This is a genomic window from Niallia sp. Man26, assembly GCF_022049065.2.
In the GTDB taxonomy this organism is placed as follows: domain Bacteria; phylum Bacillota; class Bacilli; order Bacillales; family Cytobacillaceae; genus Niallia.
In genome coordinates this window covers 3,403,448-3,420,319 of the sequence record NZ_CP095743.1, presented here as the reverse complement: position 1 = coordinate 3,420,319, position 16,872 = coordinate 3,403,448, and the positions used below count along the sequence as shown (strand labels likewise).

At 42.8% G+C, this 16,872-nt stretch carries 15 protein-coding genes; 11 read left to right on the top strand and 4 right to left on the bottom strand.

The genetic code is table 11. The annotated features are described in order from the left end of the window. Positions 1–78 precede the first annotated feature (78 nt). Both L8T27_RS17195 and L8T27_RS17190 read left to right on the top strand, forming a co-directional pair. Positions 79–462, top strand: coding sequence for a VOC family protein (locus L8T27_RS17195; RefSeq protein ID WP_237941951.1), 384 nt, complete (start codon positions 79–81; stop codon positions 460–462). 108 nt (positions 463–570) lie between these two features. Continuing rightward, positions 571–1,044 (top strand): hypothetical protein, encoded by a 474-nt coding sequence (locus tag L8T27_RS17190; RefSeq protein WP_233315728.1) that lies wholly within the window; start codon positions 571–573, stop codon positions 1,042–1,044. A gap of 1 nt (position 1,045) precedes the next feature. Here the strand turns inward: L8T27_RS17190 and L8T27_RS17185 are convergent, their stop codons facing one another. After that, a complete protein-coding gene (locus L8T27_RS17185; protein ID WP_237942349.1) occupies positions 1,046–2,671 on the bottom strand; it encodes a PucR family transcriptional regulator in 1,626 nt (541 codons plus the stop codon). A 159-nt stretch (positions 2,672–2,830) separates the two neighbouring features. Here L8T27_RS17185 and L8T27_RS17180 point away from each other — a divergent pair, with 159 nt between their 5' ends. The 7 genes from L8T27_RS17180 to L8T27_RS17150 all read left to right on the top strand — a co-directional run bounded on the left by L8T27_RS17180 (position 2,831) and on the right by L8T27_RS17150 (position 11,700). Further along, the gene (locus L8T27_RS17180) at positions 2,831–4,192 is read left to right on the top strand and encodes an aspartate aminotransferase family protein (protein ID WP_237941950.1); all 1,362 of its coding nucleotides are present in this window, start codon (positions 2,831–2,833) and stop codon (positions 4,190–4,192) included. A gap of 319 nt (positions 4,193–4,511) precedes the next feature. Next, positions 4,512–5,870, top strand: a complete 1,359-nt coding sequence (locus L8T27_RS17175) for an NAD(P)-dependent oxidoreductase (RefSeq protein ID WP_237941949.1) — start codon at positions 4,512–4,514, stop codon at positions 5,868–5,870. A gap of 37 nt (positions 5,871–5,907) precedes the next feature. Continuing rightward, the gene (gene preA, locus L8T27_RS17170; RefSeq protein ID WP_233315725.1) at positions 5,908–7,185 is read left to right on the top strand and encodes an NAD-dependent dihydropyrimidine dehydrogenase subunit PreA; all 1,278 of its coding nucleotides are present in this window, start codon (positions 5,908–5,910) and stop codon (positions 7,183–7,185) included. Between the two features lie 23 nt (positions 7,186–7,208). After that, positions 7,209–8,627: a dihydropyrimidinase gene (gene hydA, locus L8T27_RS17165; protein WP_237941948.1), complete on the top strand. Its 1,419-nt coding sequence runs from the start codon at positions 7,209–7,211 to the stop codon at positions 8,625–8,627. Between the two features lie 88 nt (positions 8,628–8,715). Then, entirely contained in the window at positions 8,716–10,191 is a 1,476-nt protein-coding gene (locus tag L8T27_RS17160; protein WP_233315723.1) for an NCS1 family transporter, read from the top strand. A gap of 16 nt (positions 10,192–10,207) precedes the next feature. Further along, entirely contained in the window at positions 10,208–10,444 is a 237-nt protein-coding gene (locus tag L8T27_RS17155; protein WP_233315722.1) for a hypothetical protein, read from the top strand. Positions 10,445–10,467: 23 nt separating this feature from the next. Beyond that, positions 10,468–11,700, top strand: a complete 1,233-nt coding sequence (locus tag L8T27_RS17150; protein ID WP_237941947.1) for a Zn-dependent hydrolase — start codon at positions 10,468–10,470, stop codon at positions 11,698–11,700. A 21-nt stretch (positions 11,701–11,721) separates the two neighbouring features. Here L8T27_RS17150 and L8T27_RS17145 read toward each other — a convergent pair whose 3' ends face one another. The 3 genes from L8T27_RS17145 to L8T27_RS17135 all read right to left on the bottom strand — a co-directional run bounded on the left by L8T27_RS17145 (position 11,722) and on the right by L8T27_RS17135 (position 13,758). Continuing rightward, positions 11,722–11,946, bottom strand: coding sequence for a hypothetical protein (locus L8T27_RS17145; RefSeq protein WP_233315720.1), 225 nt, complete (start codon positions 11,944–11,946; stop codon positions 11,722–11,724). Positions 11,947–12,079: 133 nt separating this feature from the next. Beyond that, entirely contained in the window at positions 12,080–12,739 is a 660-nt protein-coding gene (locus L8T27_RS17140; protein WP_233315719.1) for a methionine ABC transporter permease, read from the bottom strand. Continuing rightward, positions 12,739–13,758 (bottom strand): methionine ABC transporter ATP-binding protein, encoded by a 1,020-nt coding sequence (locus tag L8T27_RS17135; RefSeq protein ID WP_233315718.1) that lies wholly within the window; start codon positions 13,756–13,758, stop codon positions 12,739–12,741. The genes L8T27_RS17140 and L8T27_RS17135 overlap by 1 nt, the downstream gene beginning before the upstream one ends. Before the next feature lie 371 nt (positions 13,759–14,129). Here L8T27_RS17135 and L8T27_RS17130 point away from each other — a divergent pair, with 371 nt between their 5' ends. After that, a complete protein-coding gene (locus L8T27_RS17130) occupies positions 14,130–15,659 on the top strand; it encodes a glycosyltransferase family 2 protein (RefSeq protein ID WP_233315717.1) in 1,530 nt (509 codons plus the stop codon). Positions 15,660–16,014: 355 nt separating this feature from the next. After that, positions 16,015–16,845: a transporter substrate-binding domain-containing protein gene (locus L8T27_RS17125; RefSeq protein ID WP_237941946.1), complete on the top strand. Its 831-nt coding sequence runs from the start codon at positions 16,015–16,017 to the stop codon at positions 16,843–16,845. The last annotated feature ends 27 nt before the right edge of the window (positions 16,846–16,872 follow it).

Genomic DNA, 16,872 nt, shown 5'->3' with positions numbered 1-16,872 from the left:
CATATAGTTAAGAAAGAGAGGAGGAAGCATAGAGATAACGTACATAAAAAAGAAGAATAAAATGGGGAGGAGATAAGGTTGAGTGAAGTGTTTATCCCAAAAACGATGATTAATGGCAAGGTAGTCATCTGGACATATGTCGAACATCTTCAGAGTGCTGTAGAGTGGTATTCTTATATTTTAGAGCTGGAACCTACAGAAAGACATGATGCCGCCTATTTCTTTACCATAAATGAATATACAAAATTGGCCTTATGCAACCGTTATTTGAGAAATCCAATAAACCAGCTTCCAGTCAATGATTGCCTTGATTTGCAAGCTGATGACATCTTTGCGGCACATGAGCAGCTAAAGGAAAAGGGTGTGCTGGTCGGTCCTGTTGACAATCCATTCCCCACATACTATGAGTTTTATTTTGTAGACATAGAAAATAACAAAATTAGAATCCATGGCTTTGTTTGAATTAATGAAAGCGTTTTAAATATTTAAATGTTGATTCTTATAACGGTACGGGCACCAAATTAGGCGGGCAGCATACAGTAAAGCATAAAAACTGAAAGGGGATTATGCATGTATTATCCGCCTATTAATCCATACAATGTTGCAAATGAACAAGATCCATATCGTTTAAACCAAATCGGAGGAGGATCTTTCTTTCCTATTCCTGGTGGTCCTCCGAGCGGTCCGCCGCCATTTTCTCCAGGAGGACCTTCCTTCCAGCCGGATTTTGGGGGACCTTCTTTCCAGCCGGATTTTGGAGGAGGTTCAGGAGGCGATCAATATGGTCCTCCATCAGGACCGCCGCCTACCTTTACACCGCAGCTTCAGGGACCACAAGGACCACAGCTGTATGCAGTTGATCCTGGTTCTATGAGAAGATGCAGATTCCGCTACACTTATGTGTGGCTGCGCAATGGCAACTCATTCTGGTTCTATCCTACTTATATCGGCAGAACTTCTGTTGCTGGATGGCGCTGGAGAAATAACCGCTGGGTGTATTACGGAACAGATGCAGACCGCATTTCTTCCTTCCAATGTACGTAAATTAGTTCCGGCCTTCGTGAATCAGCAGATTTTCCTGCTTTTTGCGAAGGCTATTTTCAAGTTCATAGCCTTTAATTGCTGCTTCTAAAGCCAAGCGGCTCGTTGGCTCAGTAAACCCATCGCCAAGGAGACTCCGTAATTTCTCCAGCCTGTGATACAAGGTTTGCCTGACGATAAACAGCCTTTCTGCCGCCATCTTTCTGGAGCCGTTGCACTCAAAGTACACGGCCAATGTTTTGAGGAGCTCGCTGTTATTCACCTTATCATATTCAATAATTCCCCCTATATAATCCTCGATATAGCGCTGTAATGCCCCTGTTTTCTGAAGGGGGAGCAACAGCCGGTATATGCCGAGATTGTCGAAAAAAGGGCTGATTATTTCGGCCTGTTTTCGTAAATGCAGGACGTCATTTGCCTCTTCATAAGCCTTTGTCACAAGCTCAAGGCTCGAGTAAGACGAGCTTATTCCAAATAATTGACCATTCAAAAGCTTAGCACACAGCTGAGTCAGCTTTACACGGAGCTTTTCCCATTGGCCATTAGTATTTACATTACTAGGACTAGAGAAGATGATACAAATAATTTCATGTGGATGAACTGAAATGATAGGAGAATATCCTTCCTTTTGCAATAATGTCCGCAGCATCATCGCCGTATGCGTGTTTTGAAAATCCGCTTTGCTGTTCATGAAGCTAAGCTGGTTTTGATGTGTTGGAATACACAGAAGCCGGTAAGCTGCATTTGCATAATAGGTAGGCAAGATAGAATGAAAACGATTAAAGTCGACAGAGTCGTTGGACAAGCAGGAGCGAATGAAATCCTCTTCTAAACAATGCTTTTTTTCTGCTAATTCTTTATAGCGCAGAGTCACTTGTGATATGGCAGTTGCCGCTCGGTCAAGTACAAGTGTGGAGAAATCATGATGGATTTGATCAGCTTCCATTAAGACGATATAGCCCCACACCTGGTCAAACATCCGAACTGCTGCTGAAAGAAGGATGTCATCATTATGCTCCATATATGGCCGATTCTCTAAGTCTAGTTCCTTTATAAAAAACGCAGCTTCCTTTTTATTAACTGGATAATATTGAATAGAGTCTGGTGAGAGAAAGCAGGCTGGCTTGTGAAAATACTGGTAAACAGCCTGCAATATTTTCATGATGCCGTTAGGCTGCAAGGAAAGGGAGTGAAATTCCGTTGACAGCCGGTCAAGGTCAGTCAGCATTTCGTGGTGACTATTAATGATTGCAGTATGTAAATCCTGCGTGATTTCGACAAATTTGACTGTTTCTTCAAACACAATAACAGGATAATCATGCATCTCTGCAAGTGCCAGTGCATCTTGTGCAATCCCAAGTATGGAGGAGCCAAGCTCGATACATATGCAAGCAGTATTCAGCTTAATCAGCTTTTCTATATAAGCTAACTGACTTTTTTGACCGTGCTGCAGATTCATGCCTGTCGTTAAAATCAGCTCCTCGCCGTTTACAAATTCCTCTGCATTATTGACTTCTAATATATGAGACCACTTCACGGGACGGTTTAGTCCTTTCCTCCCTGCAAGCACCTTTGCAGAATGAAATGGCTTGCGCTGCAAAACATCCTCAACTGTCAGCATCATCTTCATCACTTTAGCCCCCACTTTTGTTAAATGATTTAGCTTACTATGTTACATGATGTTAAATGACAATTATTTAAATAATCTGTAAATTAGATACTATCTTAAAAAATGGCTTGCCGTCAATCCAATTGGAGGGGCACGGGCACAAAGAAAGGGGTTATTAAAATGGATCAGCTGCGAACTGCTTCATGGACTGAAAAGGATCAAGGGAATGTTTGGCATCATATCTCTCCATATGTGGAGGAAAAGCCGGCAATGATAACAGCTAAAGGAGAGGGGGCATGGCTGACTGACCATGAAGGGAACAGGTATATGGACGGTATGTCAGGGCTTTGGTGTGTGAATATCGGATACGGCAGGGAGGAGCTCGCCCAAGCAGCATTTGAGCAGATGAAGGAGCTTTGCTATGCCCCGTTAACACAGAGCCACTTGCCTGCTATACAGCTTGCAGAAAAAATCAATGAATGGCTGGAAGGCGAATATATGATTTTCTATTCAAACAGCGGTTCAGAAGCAAATGAGGTAGCTTTTAAAATCAGCCGCCAATATCACCAGCAAAATGGGAATTCAGGCCGCTATAAGTTCATTTCCCGGCATCGAGCTTATCATGGCAGTTCCATGGGAGCGTTAGCTGCAACAGGACAGGCATTGCGGAAATATAAATATGAGCCTTTAGCGTCTGGCTTCCTGCACGTAGCACCTCCCGATCCGTACCGCCGATCTAACGGCATGACAGCAAAAGAGCATAGTAATTTAAGGGCAGAGGAATTGGAACAGAAAATTATCTGGGAGCAGAAGGAAACCATCGCCGCTGTTATTATGGAGCCGTTAATTACAGGCGGCGGCATTCTGATTCCAGATAAAGTGTATATCGAAAAGGTGCAAGAGATATGCGAGAAATATGGTGTCCTTCTCATCATTGATGAGGTGATTTGCGGGTTTGGCCGAACAGGGAAAAAATTCGGTCATCAGCATTTTGGAATAAAACCGGATATTGTGACGATGGCCAAGGGGCTGACAAGTGCCTATCTGCCTTTATCTGTGACCGCCGTAAAAAAGGAAATCTTTGAGAAGTTCAAAGGAACTGAAGAGAATGTCCATTTTCGCCATATCAATACATTTGGCGGAAATCCATCCGCCTGTGCTGTCGCTTTGAAAAACCTTGAAATTATCGAGGCGGAGAATCTGGTAGACAGATCAGCAGAAAAAGGCTCCTTTCTTCTCAAGGAGCTGCTGCCCCTTGCCGAGACTCACCCGAACATCGGGGATGTCCGCGGATTAGGAATGATTGTCGGCATCGAGCTTGTTGCTAATAAACAAAGCAAAGAGCCAGCACCGTCTGCTTTTGCTGCCAAGATTGTTCAAGCGTGCCGGCAGGAAGGACTCATTATTGGGAAGAATGGCGACACTGTCGACGGCTACAATAATGTGCTGACCATTTGTCCGCCCTTATCAAGTACAGATGCAGATCTCATGTATTTGATTGGGACATTGAAGAAAGTATTGGCTGAGAATATTTGTAAGTAGATTGTAAGATTATCTGCCATTAATAATATTAATGAATAACGGATGCCATCATGGGGGAATTTGCCTTCTCCCATTGGTATTACTGGCATGAAGCAAGATAAGAGCTTGTTCTCCTGTTCGTAATGAAGCTAAACTTGATTGAATACTATATAGACTAACAAATAATTACCAATTATAATTTATGAAACTATTCCTTAAATTGTAAGCTTTCCTTCCACCAATGAATCTTCGTCCTAGACTTACCATAAAACTCCGAGTAACAAGAATACCCAATAGATCAATAGGAAGTAAATCCTTCCCTAAATATAAGGAGGTTTCTATGAGTCTCATTTCAAAAGTAAATTTATCCGCTAATTTTTTAGAAGCAGCACCGCCTCTTTCAGCACAGGAGGCAACAGAAGAAGCGAACCGCTGTCTTTACTGTTATGATGCGCCGTGTATTACTGCATGTCCTACAGGAATTAATATTCCGTCTTTTATTAAAAAAATCGCGTCAGGAAATATGAAAGGGTCTGCTAAAACAATAATGACAGCCAATCCTGTTGGTGCCAGCTGTGCAAGAGTATGTCCGACAGAGGAATTGTGTGAAGGAGCTTGCGTGTTGAACTCCTCTACAAAGCCAATCATGATTGGCAATCTCCAGCGTTATGCGACAGATTGGGCAATAAAGAATAAGCAAGTAATGTTTAAGGCAGGCATAAGCAATGGCAAAAGGATAGCGATTGTCGGGGGAGGACCTGCTGGCCTGTCTGCGGCAAGAGAGCTTGCACTGCTTGGCTACAAGGTGACCATCTTTGAAGCAGAGAAGGAGGCAGGCGGGCTGAACACTTATGGAATTGTCTCGTTCCGCCTTCCGAAGGAAATTTCCTATTGGGAAGTGGAGCAGGTGAAGAGTCTTGATGTGGAAATCCGCACAAATACAAGAGTAGGTACTGATATTTCTGCGAGTGCTCTTCTCGAAAACTATGATTCTGTTCTCTTGGCAATAGGGATGGCGAATGTCCCTGACTTGAATATAGCTGGTGAGAAACTGGATGGTGTGTATGATGCCATTGAATTCGTGAAGGAAACAAAGACAAAGCCCATTACGAATCACTTAGTCGGAAAGAAAGTAGCAGTTATCGGGGCAGGAAACACAGCGATTGATGCTGCTACTTGTTCTGTCCGCCTCGGAGCAGAGCAAGTTCAGATTGTATATCGTCGGACAGCAGCGGAAATGACCGCCTATCGATTTGAATACGAATTTGCTAAACAAGATGGAGTAGAGTTTAAGTGGCTGACAGCTCCTCAAACGATTATCAGCGATGAGGCTGGCAACGTCACAGCTCTGGAGTGTGTGAAAATGGAGCTTGGCGAGCCTGACGAGGATGGCCGCTCTAAGCCCGCAGCTGTCTGTGGTTCGGAATTCAAGCTTGATGTTGACGTCGTAATAAAGGCGATTGGGCAATCACGTCATTTGCCCCTGATTGAGCAATTTGAACTTGATCATGATGGCGGAGTCATTTCTATTAATTTAAATTCTTATCAAACTTCTAACGAAAAGGTATTTGCATGCGGAGATGCGATTTTTGGCAAAGGACAGGGAGAGGCAATGGTTGTGTCTGCCGCACAGCAAGGGAAGGAAAGTGCTTATGCGATTCACAGGAAACTGACTCAAGAAACAGCAGAGACAGCTTAAATAAGCATGCCTTTTTACTAAAACTAGGAGGTCGTTTATGGCAGACTTAAGCATTAATTTAGCAGGCATTAAATCACCTAATCCGTTCTGGCTTGCGTCCGCTCCCCCAACTAATTCAGGCTATCAAGTGCAGCGTGCGTTTGAAGCTGGCTGGGGAGGAGCTGTCTGGAAAACACTCGGTGACCCGATATTAAATGTATCCTCGAGATTTGCTGCAGTCAGCTTTAATGGGCAAAGAGTGGCAGGCTTTAACAATATTGAGCTCATTACAGACCGCCCATTAGAAGTAAACTTGAAGGAAATTTATGAAACGAAAAAAAGATTCCCAAATCATGCGATTATAGCAAGCTTGATGGTGGAACCGCAGCAGGATAAATGGCATGAAATTGTGAAACGAGTGGAGGCTGTCGGTGTTGACGGGCTTGAACTGAACTTCGGCTGTCCTCACGGTATGGCGGAACGGGGGATGGGAGCCGCTTCAGGCCAAGTGCCTGAACTGGTTGAAAAGCAGACATACTGGGCGAAGGAAGTTGCCACAACACCTGTTATTGTCAAGCTTACTCCAAATATTACAGACATTACCGCAACAGCTGAAGCAGCTGTTCATGGCGGCGCCGATTCCATCAGCATGATCAATACCATTAACAGCTTGGCAGGTGTTGATATTGACACATGGGAAACAATTCCCCATGTTGCTGGGAAAGGCGCCCATGGCGGCTATTGCGGACCAGCCGTCAAGCCAATCGCCCTTCATATGGTTGGAGAATGTGCCCGCAACCCGCATATCAATGTGCCGATTTCCGGTATTGGGGGGATATCGAGCTGGCGAGATACAGTCGAATTCATGCTGATGGGTGCCACAGGTGTGCAAGTTTGCACGGCCGCCATGCACCACGGATTCCGAATTGTCGAGGATATGATAGAAGGGCTCGACTTCTACTTAGAGGAAAAGGGACTGTCATCTGTCATGGATTTAGTCGGAAAGTCAGTGCCGAAGTATTCTGACTGGGGCGACTTGGATCTCAACTACAGCGTTGTTGCCAAAATCAATAATGATGTTTGTATCAATTGCAATAAATGCCATATCGCTTGTGAAGATACTTCTCACCAATGCATTGATATGCTAAAGGACGCAAGCGGCATGAGCTATTTAAAAGTGAGAGAGGAAGATTGTGTCGGTTGCAATCTATGTTCTATTGTATGCCCTGTGGAAGGGGCGATTGATATGGTTCAGATGCAAAATGGACTTCCGCCAATGACTTGGAACGAGCGCCAAGGCGCATTAGGTGCATTAGCAAATTCTGTTCGTCCATAAAAAACTACGAGGAGCGGTGATCGATGAGAAAAATCATTAAAAATGGAATAATCGTGACAGCAGCAGATACGTATCAGGCAGATCTATGTATAGAAAATGGCATAATCGCCCAAATTGGCAGTCAATTGGATGAAACCGGGGCAGAGATTATTGATGCAGCTGGCTCGTATATTTTTCCAGGGGGAATTGACCCGCATACCCATTTAGATATGCCATTCGGAGGCACTGTCACAAAGGATGATTTTGAAACAGGAACAATGGCGGCAGCCTTCGGCGGAACAACAACAGTTATCGACTTTTGTCTGACTACAAAAGGTAAGCCTTTAAAGGCTGCAGTAGAAGCATGGCATGCAAAAGCAAAGGAAAAAGCGGTCATAGACTATGGCTTTCATCTTCAAATTGTGGAAGCAAATGAAGCTGCCTTGAACGAGCTGCCTGCGATGATTAATGAGGAAGGAATTACTTCCTTAAAGGTGTTCATGGCATATAAAAACCAGTTTCAAGCAGATGACGAGACTCTTTTTCGAACGTTGCTTGCAGCCAAGGAATTGGGCGCATTAGTGATGGTTCATGCTGAAAACGGCGATGTAATCGACTATTTAGTGAAAAAAGCATTGCAAGAAGGCAATACAGCACCTATTTATCATGCCTTAACAAGGCCGCCGGAAGCAGAGGGAGAAGCGACAGGCAGGGCAGCAGCATTAACAGGGCTGGCAAAATCACAGCTGTATGTTGTGCATGTAAGCTGTGCCGAGGCGGCAGAAAAAATCGCAGCCGCAAGAAATAGCGGAATTGATATTTGGGGAGAAACATGTCCCCAGTATTTAGTGCTCGATCAATCCTATTTAGAGAAGCCTGATTTTGAAGGAGCGAAATATGTTTGGTCACCGCCGCTTCGAGAAAAGCATAATCAGGAAATTCTGTGGAATGCCTTAAAAACAGGTCAGCTCCAGACTCTCGGCTCTGACCAATGCTCTTTTGACTTTAAAGGACAGAAGGATTTAGGCAAAGATGATTTCTCTAAAATCCCGAATGGCGGTCCTATTATTGAGGACCGTGTCAGTATTTTATACTCAGAGGGTGTGGTTGGTGGACGGATATCTCTTAACCAGTTTGTAGATATCATGTCAACAAAAGCAGCAAAGCTGTTTGGCCTTTATCCGCAAAAGGGGACAATCGCCGTCGGTTCTGACGCAGATTTAGTCATTTTTGATCCTGATGTAAAGCGGGTTATCTCTGCAGAAACACATCATATGGCTGTCGACTATAATCCTTTTGAAGGTATGGAAGTAACAGGTGAGCCTGTGTCTGTTTTGTCCAGAGGAGAGTTTGTCATTAAAGATAAACTGTTTACAGGTCAAGCTGGGGCAGGGCAATTCATTAAACGGGCAAAATATGGAGAAGCAAAGAAAATTTCCGCAGGCAGCACGATTACGATTTAAAAGACAGAATAGGCTGATATAAAATCAGCCTGCTTTGTGATTTAAATATTTTCAATATTCAAATAAGTTTAGGCGGGTGAAGATAGGTATGGAAAAGAAAAGCAATTATTTACGATCACCTGATTTATTGCCGATTGCTTCAAGTGAACGGAATATTGGTCCGTTTGGATTTGCCGTCATCTGGGTCGGTATGGCCATCGTGCTGGCAGCTTTTGCAATTGGAGGAGGCGCAATTATACACCTGCCCCTTGGCCTGGTGATATTGGCAACACTTCTTGGGTCTGTGGCAATTGGAGTATTAATGACCATCATCGGTGATATTGGAGTTGAGCATGGCCTTTCCTTTCCTGTCTATATGCGGGCGCCGTTTGGAACAATCGGAACTCATATTCCATCGATTGTCCGCGGCATCACTGCCGCATGCTGGTTTGGGATTAACACCTATTTTGGCTCGACAGCAATCAATGCCATTTTGAATCTATTATTTGGTTTTGATAATTGGTTTATTTGTTTCTTGCTGTTTGCAGCATTCCAGCTGATTAATACTTCTCTTGGCATCAAGTCAATCGAACGCTTTGCCGATTTGGCTGCCCCTATTATTATCTTAATTTCCTGCTGGATGTATATTGCTTTGTCTGACAAAGCGGTAGAGCAGGGAAAGAATATCTGGACATGGGTGGAAAGTCCAGTCACAGGGGGAGCAGCATTTACTGCCTTTATGGTTGTCGTTATGAGCAATATGGGTTTTTGGGCTACCCTTGCAGCCGATATGCCAACACTTTCCCGCTATTTCCGGGCACCGAAAAAGGAACGAAATTGGTTTAAAAGAAACAAAACACAGCTGTTGGGCAGCATTATCATCATGCCAATTGTGAATACCTTTATGATCATTATTGGTGCTGTTTCCTATATGGCTGTAGCTAACTCCGATCCTGTTGTCGCCCTTCAGGAAACGGCAAGCGGAATTACATTAGGTGTTCTAATGCTTATGATTGTGCTTGCACAGTGGTCAACTAATACATCGGCCAATGTTATACCGGCTGCGACCATCTTTTCTAATGTGGGCGGACCGAAAATGCCCTTCTGGGTGGGAGTTGTCCTTGCTGGCATCATCGGCATGCTCGCCCAGCCTTGGAGTTTGTTTACTGTTCTTAACAGTGCTCTGCTTGTAATTGGCGGGATTCTTACTAGCATTGTCGGCATCTTGTTCGCCGATTATTATTTGCTTCGTAAAAGGAGAGTGAATGTGCAGGACTTATATGAAAAAGACGGCCAGTTCCGCTATTTGAAAGGTTTTAATCTGGCAGGCTTCATTTCCTGGATTGTAGGTGGAGTCATCGCCAACATGCTGTCTGCTTATTCCTCTATTGTCGGCTTTGTGGTGGGTGCTGGGCTTTATTATATTTTAGCAAAATATTGGTGGTTCAAAAAATATCCGCAGGCAGAAATGGTTGATCCAGATGACAGCCAGTATTTAGGAATAACGGCAGGCCGCGATTGGGCAGTAGAGGGAGCAGACATAGAGGCAGAAGTTATTACAGATGCTGCTGCTGAAAGAGTGTAAAAGGAGGGTTCGATTTATGTCAGATTATGAGCAGTTCCTGCAAGAGAGAGAGCAGATGGATATCCTCTTGGAAAAAGGGTATAAAATCGCCAAAGTAACAGAGAACTTAGATGGAGCGTTTGTAGATTTTGCAAAACGAGATGCTAAGGAAGAAGAGGCAGAGATGGAAACAGTGCATCTATCAACAGCGAATGCTCGGAAATATTTTGCTGTAAAGCTGATAGAGCAGCAAGCAGTAAACTTTGCTAAATAAGTTAAAGAAGTGGAGGAGTTAGCATGGAAGGGCAAAAGCTGTTGATTAATGGCAAGAGATTGCAAGATTCATTAGAGAGATTTGCAGACTTTGGCAGAACAAAGAACAATGGAGTAACAAGGCTGTCTCTATCAGAGGAGGACCGGCAAGCAAGGGATTATTTTTACGATTGTTGTGAAGAGCTTGGCATGGAAGTGACAGTTGATGATCTAGGCAATATGTATGCGACTCTTCCCGGCCAAGAGGCTAAGCCGCCGATAGCAATCGGCTCCCATCTCGATACGGTTAAAAAAGGCGGACGTTTTGACGGTGTCCTCGGTGTTGCTGCAGGCCTTGAGGTTGTGCGCACACTTGTTGAAAACAATGTAAAACCTGCTGTTCCGATAACGGTCATCAACTTTACTAACGAAGAGGGAGCAAGGTTTGAACCATCAATGATGGCATCAGGCATTCTATCCGGCAAATTTGAGAAAGATACCATGCTGAAAAAAACAGATACAGCTGGTATTACCTTTCAGGAGGCATTAAACAAAATCGAGTATGCAGGGCTAAAAGAGTCCCGTTTAAAGGAAGCAGCGGCATTTTTAGAATTGCATATTGAACAAGGACCAGTGCTTGAGCGTGAGAACTTGTCGATTGGCATTGTGGAGTGTGTTGTCGGGATGGTCTGTTATGAAATAGAAGTGACAGGTGAGTCGGACCATGCGGGAACAACACCAATGGATATGAGAAAAGATGCCTTATTTGCAAGTCATAATATTATCGCAGAGATACGAACAAGGCTCGGAGCTTTAGCAGATGACCTTGTATACACAATTGGAAGAATGAATATCTCCCCAAATATACACACCGTCATCCCGAATAAAGTTGTCTTCACTTTAGAAGCCAGACATAAGGAACCAGCTGTCATTCGTGAAGTGGAGAATATTATTGGGAGTCTTACAGAGGTCTCTGCTTTAGAAGGCTGTGCAATGAAGGCAGAGAAGCAGTGGGACCGGACGACTGTCTGGTTTGATGAAGCTATTCTAGCTGTGATGGAAAACGCCGTTAAACAGCTTGGATATTCGTATCGAAAAATGGCAAGCGGCGCAGGTCATGATGCCCAATTTATCGCCAGCTACATTCCGACAGCAATGCTGTTTGTGCCGAGCATTAATGGAAAAAGCCATTGCGAAGCAGAGCTGACATTATGGGAGGATTGTGAAAGAGGAGTTAACCTGCTGTTGGAGACAGTGCTGGAATTGTTGAAGAAATAGGGTAGTACTCACAAGGAAGAATCATGCATTGGTTCTTCTTTTTCTTATCCATTTAGCAAGTATTTCACTAGTGAAAAAGATGACTAATCCCGAATTCAGCAGAAATAGGGAATTGACTAGCGGCCCTTTTCCATATGTTTCGTAAAAGCCGTTAATAAGTAAAAAAATTCCCCAATAAATAAAAGCAGAATAGCTTGCTATATTTATACTTACCCTGTCGAAATTTTTATCTTCTTTAAAAAACATCAGACCAACTCCTTTTATCTTATTTTACCATTTAGAATTGTGGCTTCTATTAAATGAATGCACGTAAATATGGAAATTTTCGTAACAACCAAAAAAACTGACCTATTGAAGCGGTCAGTTTTTTGGTGTTTTTTTATCTTCTCCGAACTTTACGGGCTAAAAAGGTTCCTAGAGATTGAATCACTTGGACAAGAATAATAAGGACGATCACTGTTATTACCATAACGAATGTGTCAAAACGCTGATAGCCATATGTTAACGCAAGGCTGCCGACACCGCCGCCGCCGACTGTTCCGGCCATTGCAGTCGCACCAAGCAAGCCGATTGCTGCCGTTGTAATCGAGAGGATGAGCGAACCGAAGGCCTCTGGCAGCAGAAAATACCAGATAACTTGAAAGGGAGTTGCTCCCATTGATTCAGCAGCTTCTAAAATACCAGGGTTCACTTCTAAGATGGAATTCTCAACAAGTCTGGCTATGTATGGTGCAATATAAATAATCAGCGGCACAATCGCTGCTTCTGTCCCAATCGTCGTTTGGACGACAAATCTGGTAAAGGGAATGATGGCAATCAGCAGGATAATAAATGGCAGGGAGCGGATAATATTTATGATCGGATTCAGGATATTATACAAGAGCCTGTTTTCCAAGACCCCGCCTTTTCTTGTTACAACAAGCAGGATACCGAGCGGTCCTCCAATCAAGGTACCTATTAAAAGCGACCATCCTACCATATATAAAGTTTCGACGATTGCCTGCATAAATAAATCTGTCGTTATAAATGTATCAAACATTATTCAGCCACCTCCTTCACTTGTATTCCTTGTTCTTTTAAATAAGAAAGTGCTGTTATAATCTGTTCGTCTTCGCCACTCAGTGTGACAGTCATTGTGCTGATCAAATGCTCCTGAATTTCGACCGTGTTGGCAAACAATATTCTCGGACTTACTCCAAAGCGAGTAACTAATTCATAAAGAAATGGCTGTGCCATTTCACTTCCGAGAAACTCTAGCTTAACTAATCTGCTGCCAGGCTCGTTTTTGTATTTGCCTTTCATGCTTGCAGGAAGATCATGCTGAACAATTGTGCTCACAAAGCTTTTGGTAGTGTGATGAGCAGGATTGGAGAATACGTCAAGAACAGTGCCTTGTTCAATAATCTCTCCTTGTTCCATAACGGCAACCTTATTGCAGATTTCCTGAATGACAGCCATTTCATGGGTAATAATCATAACCGTAATATTATATTCTTCATTAATTCGCTTTAACAGCCGGAGGATTGACCTTGTCGTTTGCGGGTCTAAAGCGGATGTTGCCTCATCGCATAACAGGACAGAAGGATTGGTGGCAAGTGCTCTTGCAATGCCGACACGCTGTTTCTGTCCGCCCGATAATTCATTAGGATAAGCTTTCTCCTTGTCTGCCAGGCCGACAAACTCAAGAAGCTCCATAACCCGCTTGCGGATTTCTCCCTTTTTTCTTTTTTGCAGAATAAGAGGTATTGCAATATTGTCAAACACACTCTTTGATTCTAATAAGTTAAAATGCTGAAAAACCATGCCAATTTGCTTCTTCGCTGTCCGCAGCTGTTTACTGTTAAGGTCTAGCAGAGATTGACCGCCAACGATTACCTCTCCTTTAGTCGGCCGCTCCAGCAGATTAACAAGGCGGATGAGCGTGCTTTTGCCAGCACCGCTAAAGCCGATGACACCAAAGATATCTCCTGTTTCCACCTTAAGATTTATATTTTTTAATGCCTGCACTTCGTTGTCTTTTTGTATAAATGTTTTATAAACGTTTTTTAACTCAATCATGGGCAATCCTTTCATTAAAACTTACTATAATCTTTGCTGCATTAATAATAATGAAATACTGGCGGGAATACAATATTTAATAATCATAATAGTAAAAACCAGCTGTTCTTTATAAAGAAATAATTTATTTGCCTTTACAAAGGTTATGATAAGGATTTCACGAATGGTTCACTTAATTTTTTGTCGATTTATTAATAAAATAAATTGACGCTGCAATAGAGAGATGTTAATATGTTCTTAGTTAAGAACAACTGAAAGAAAAATATAGAACAGTTTCTTTTTCCTATTTTTTTGGCTGAAGCGTTCTTTTTAAAGAACAAACAAACGATACGTTTTCTATAAAACAAAAAAGAGAGAGTTGGTGAATTCATATGTCATTATTAGTACAAAGAGAACAAGGTAGAATGTCGATTTTTAGTATGCCAGGTGTAAAAAAAACATATATGAGGCCGCGGATCATTGCGTTGATTCCTGCTCATAATGAGGAAAATTCGATTCGAGATTGCCTTGCTGGCTTAAGAGATCAAACATTGCCAAAAGGTGTAGACCTTGATGTTTATGTTATTGCTGATAATTGTTCTGATCGCACAGAGGAGAGAGCCATTGCAGCAGGTGAGGAATTCAATCTGAACTTAAAGGTCATCGTGACAGACGGAAACAAGCTCCGTAAAGTTGGTGCGTTGAATTCTGGTTGGAAGCTGTTATACGGCGATTTGCTAGATATTTACGATAAAGAGCTGACAGACTCGCAAATCATCTATAAACAAAGCATTAAAGGCGTGCTTGGAATGGATGCAGACAGCAGGCTTGCTCCTAATTGCTTAAAGCATTTATGGGAAGGCCTGATGAGTGCACGAAATATTGGCGGCGTTATGGCCAAGTATACGATGCGCATGCCTAAGAAGAAAAGCTTGCTGAGCAAGGACGATGTTTTCTATGAAGAAAAGATTGCAAACGGAGAATATGGCGGACCGATGGCAAGATGGTGGACACATCAGCAGAAGCAGGATATGGCGAGCTGGCTCCTTGATCTTCAATACCATGGCGGAAGCACTTATGTTCTTGGCGGTCAGGCAACATTGTTCAGACCTGAAGCTTTGCAGGAGGTTGTGAATGATAATAAACTTGATGGACCGTGGCAAAATGACAGTGATGTAGAGGATATGCTGCTTACTTGGCAGCTGCAGAAATCCGGCTGGAAAACGTTAATCAGCCCTGAAGGACGCTGCTTTGTTGATGCGATGCGTTCTTATCATACCTTCCGGGAGCAGCGGAATAAATGGAATTCAGGAACGGTGGACTTGCTGACAAATAAAGATTTGAGTGTGAAGACAAGACATAAGGGGAAAATTTGGCGAAATCAGGTTAAGCTCTTTTCCGACTTGCTTATTCGTGTGATGTTTATCGTCTTGCTAGCGCTCGCCCTTGCAACAGACCAGTATTATTGGTCATGGATATGGCTGACACCTATTGCCCTTGCATCTGTGTTAAATATAATTCTTGCGATAAAAACACCGATGTATCGACCGATAGATGTGGTGATGGCAGGGTTATTGATAAGTCCCGAAATGTATTTATGGGTTAACTTAATGACATTTGGCCAAGTATGGCTCGGTAAGCTTTCCGCCAACAAGAAGGACGGCTGGGCAAACCAATATGCAGCAGAATCAGGGAAAACAAAAAGTAAACTGGCACAAGGTATTTTATTAAGTATACTTGGCGTAGCGTTAATTGCTTACTTATGCTACGATAAACGCGATTTCTTAACGAGCGCTTCTGTGCAAGCAAATGTTGAACCGTACTTGATGGGAGGCTGGGTTGTGCTGACTTATTTGACAGTCATTAAATCTGCAATGATGGTTTATCAAATTTGGACACTGCGCGGCAGACATACAGCCTGATGAAAGTTTAATATTTTAGTAGAGATAGAGTATAATGCTCTATCTTTTTTTTGTTTTGGGAGGAAAGTACGATTAATTTTTAGTTTAGTAGAAATTTTCAGAATAATATTGACAGGTGTTAGCGTGGGTATTATTATAACGTTATATAACGTTATATAACAAATAGATGAAAAACAACTGTTGGAGAATACAGGATTACTCGTTTTAATTGTAAGGAGCTTTATATGTATCAGTTGAAATATTAGCTGATAAGCAAGGACAGTAAAATAGCCGTAAATTTTTCTGAAGAGTTATTTGAATATTTAGTCTTATTACCAAGTTAGATAAAACTATTATTTAAATGGGGGAGAAATGAATGAAGAAAAGGCTCTTTAAAGCAATGACAACATTAATGATGGCAGGAACAACTATTTTGGCTTTAGCAGCATGTGGATCTTCATCGGCTACTAGTTCAAGCGGCGCTGTCGACAGTCTGGAAGACCTGCAGAAAAAAGGAAAGATTGTCGTAGGCACAATGGCTGCAACCCCGCCATATGAATACCATCTTGTCGAGAATGGAGAGGACAAAATTGTCGGGTCGGACATTAAACTACTTGATGAGGTAGCAAAAGATTTAGGGGTCGAGTACGAGATTAAGGATATGGACTTTGACGGGCTGCTTGTCGCACTGCAAAGCGGAAAGATTGACATGATTATTTCGGCGATGAGCCCGACAGAGGAAAGAGAAAAGAATGCTGACTTTACAGATGTTTACTATAAAGGGCGCAATGTGATGATGGTCAGGAAGGGAGATTTGGACAAGTACAAGTCTGAAGAGGATTTTGCAGATAAGAAGATAGGAGCAATTAAAACTTCCGTTCAGCAAGCTATTTTAGAAAGTGAACTGCCAGATGCAACCCTAAAGCTTCTTGGGAAATCTACTGAACTGTCGCTTGATTTAGCTAACAAGAAAGTCGATGCGGTGCTTGTTGACATTCCGACAGCAACGCTCCTTGCTAAAGCAAACAGCAGCATTGTCGCAAGTCAAGTTTACTATGAAGATCCTTCTGCTGGTGCAGCCATTGCCATGCCGAATGGCACAAATGAGGAAATTATGAATGCTATCAATGGAACAATTGAAAGAATTAAGCCAGATTATGAGAAATGGCTGAAAGATGCCATGGATGGTGTAGAGCTCGAAGACTGATTGTTTAGTAGTTATAGCTAATAAGCA

Coding starts and splice junctions, on each gene's coding strand:
- L8T27_RS17145 (WP_233315720.1), bottom strand. CDS start 11,946: ATGTTTTTTAAAGAAGATAAAAATTTCGACAGGGTAAGTATAAATATA.
- L8T27_RS17125 (WP_237941946.1), top strand. CDS start 16,015: ATGAAGAAAAGGCTCTTTAAAGCAATGACAACATTAATGATGGCAGGA.
- preA (WP_233315725.1), top strand. CDS start 5,908: ATGGCAGACTTAAGCATTAATTTAGCAGGCATTAAATCACCTAATCCG.
- L8T27_RS17175 (WP_237941949.1), top strand. CDS start 4,512: ATGAGTCTCATTTCAAAAGTAAATTTATCCGCTAATTTTTTAGAAGCA.
- L8T27_RS17190 (WP_233315728.1), top strand. CDS start 571: ATGTATTATCCGCCTATTAATCCATACAATGTTGCAAATGAACAAGAT.
- hydA (WP_237941948.1), top strand. CDS start 7,209: ATGAGAAAAATCATTAAAAATGGAATAATCGTGACAGCAGCAGATACG.
- L8T27_RS17180 (WP_237941950.1), top strand. CDS start 2,831: ATGGATCAGCTGCGAACTGCTTCATGGACTGAAAAGGATCAAGGGAAT.
- L8T27_RS17155 (WP_233315722.1), top strand. CDS start 10,208: ATGTCAGATTATGAGCAGTTCCTGCAAGAGAGAGAGCAGATGGATATC.
- L8T27_RS17140 (WP_233315719.1), bottom strand. CDS start 12,739: ATGTTTGATACATTTATAACGACAGATTTATTTATGCAGGCAATCGTC.
- L8T27_RS17135 (WP_233315718.1), bottom strand. CDS start 13,758: ATGATTGAGTTAAAAAACGTTTATAAAACATTTATACAAAAAGACAAC.
- L8T27_RS17150 (WP_237941947.1), top strand. CDS start 10,468: ATGGAAGGGCAAAAGCTGTTGATTAATGGCAAGAGATTGCAAGATTCA.
- L8T27_RS17185 (WP_237942349.1), bottom strand. CDS start 2,671: ATGAAGATGATGCTGACAGTTGAGGATGTTTTGCAGCGCAAGCCATTT.
- L8T27_RS17160 (WP_233315723.1), top strand. CDS start 8,716: ATGGAAAAGAAAAGCAATTATTTACGATCACCTGATTTATTGCCGATT.
- L8T27_RS17130 (WP_233315717.1), top strand. CDS start 14,130: ATGTCATTATTAGTACAAAGAGAACAAGGTAGAATGTCGATTTTTAGT.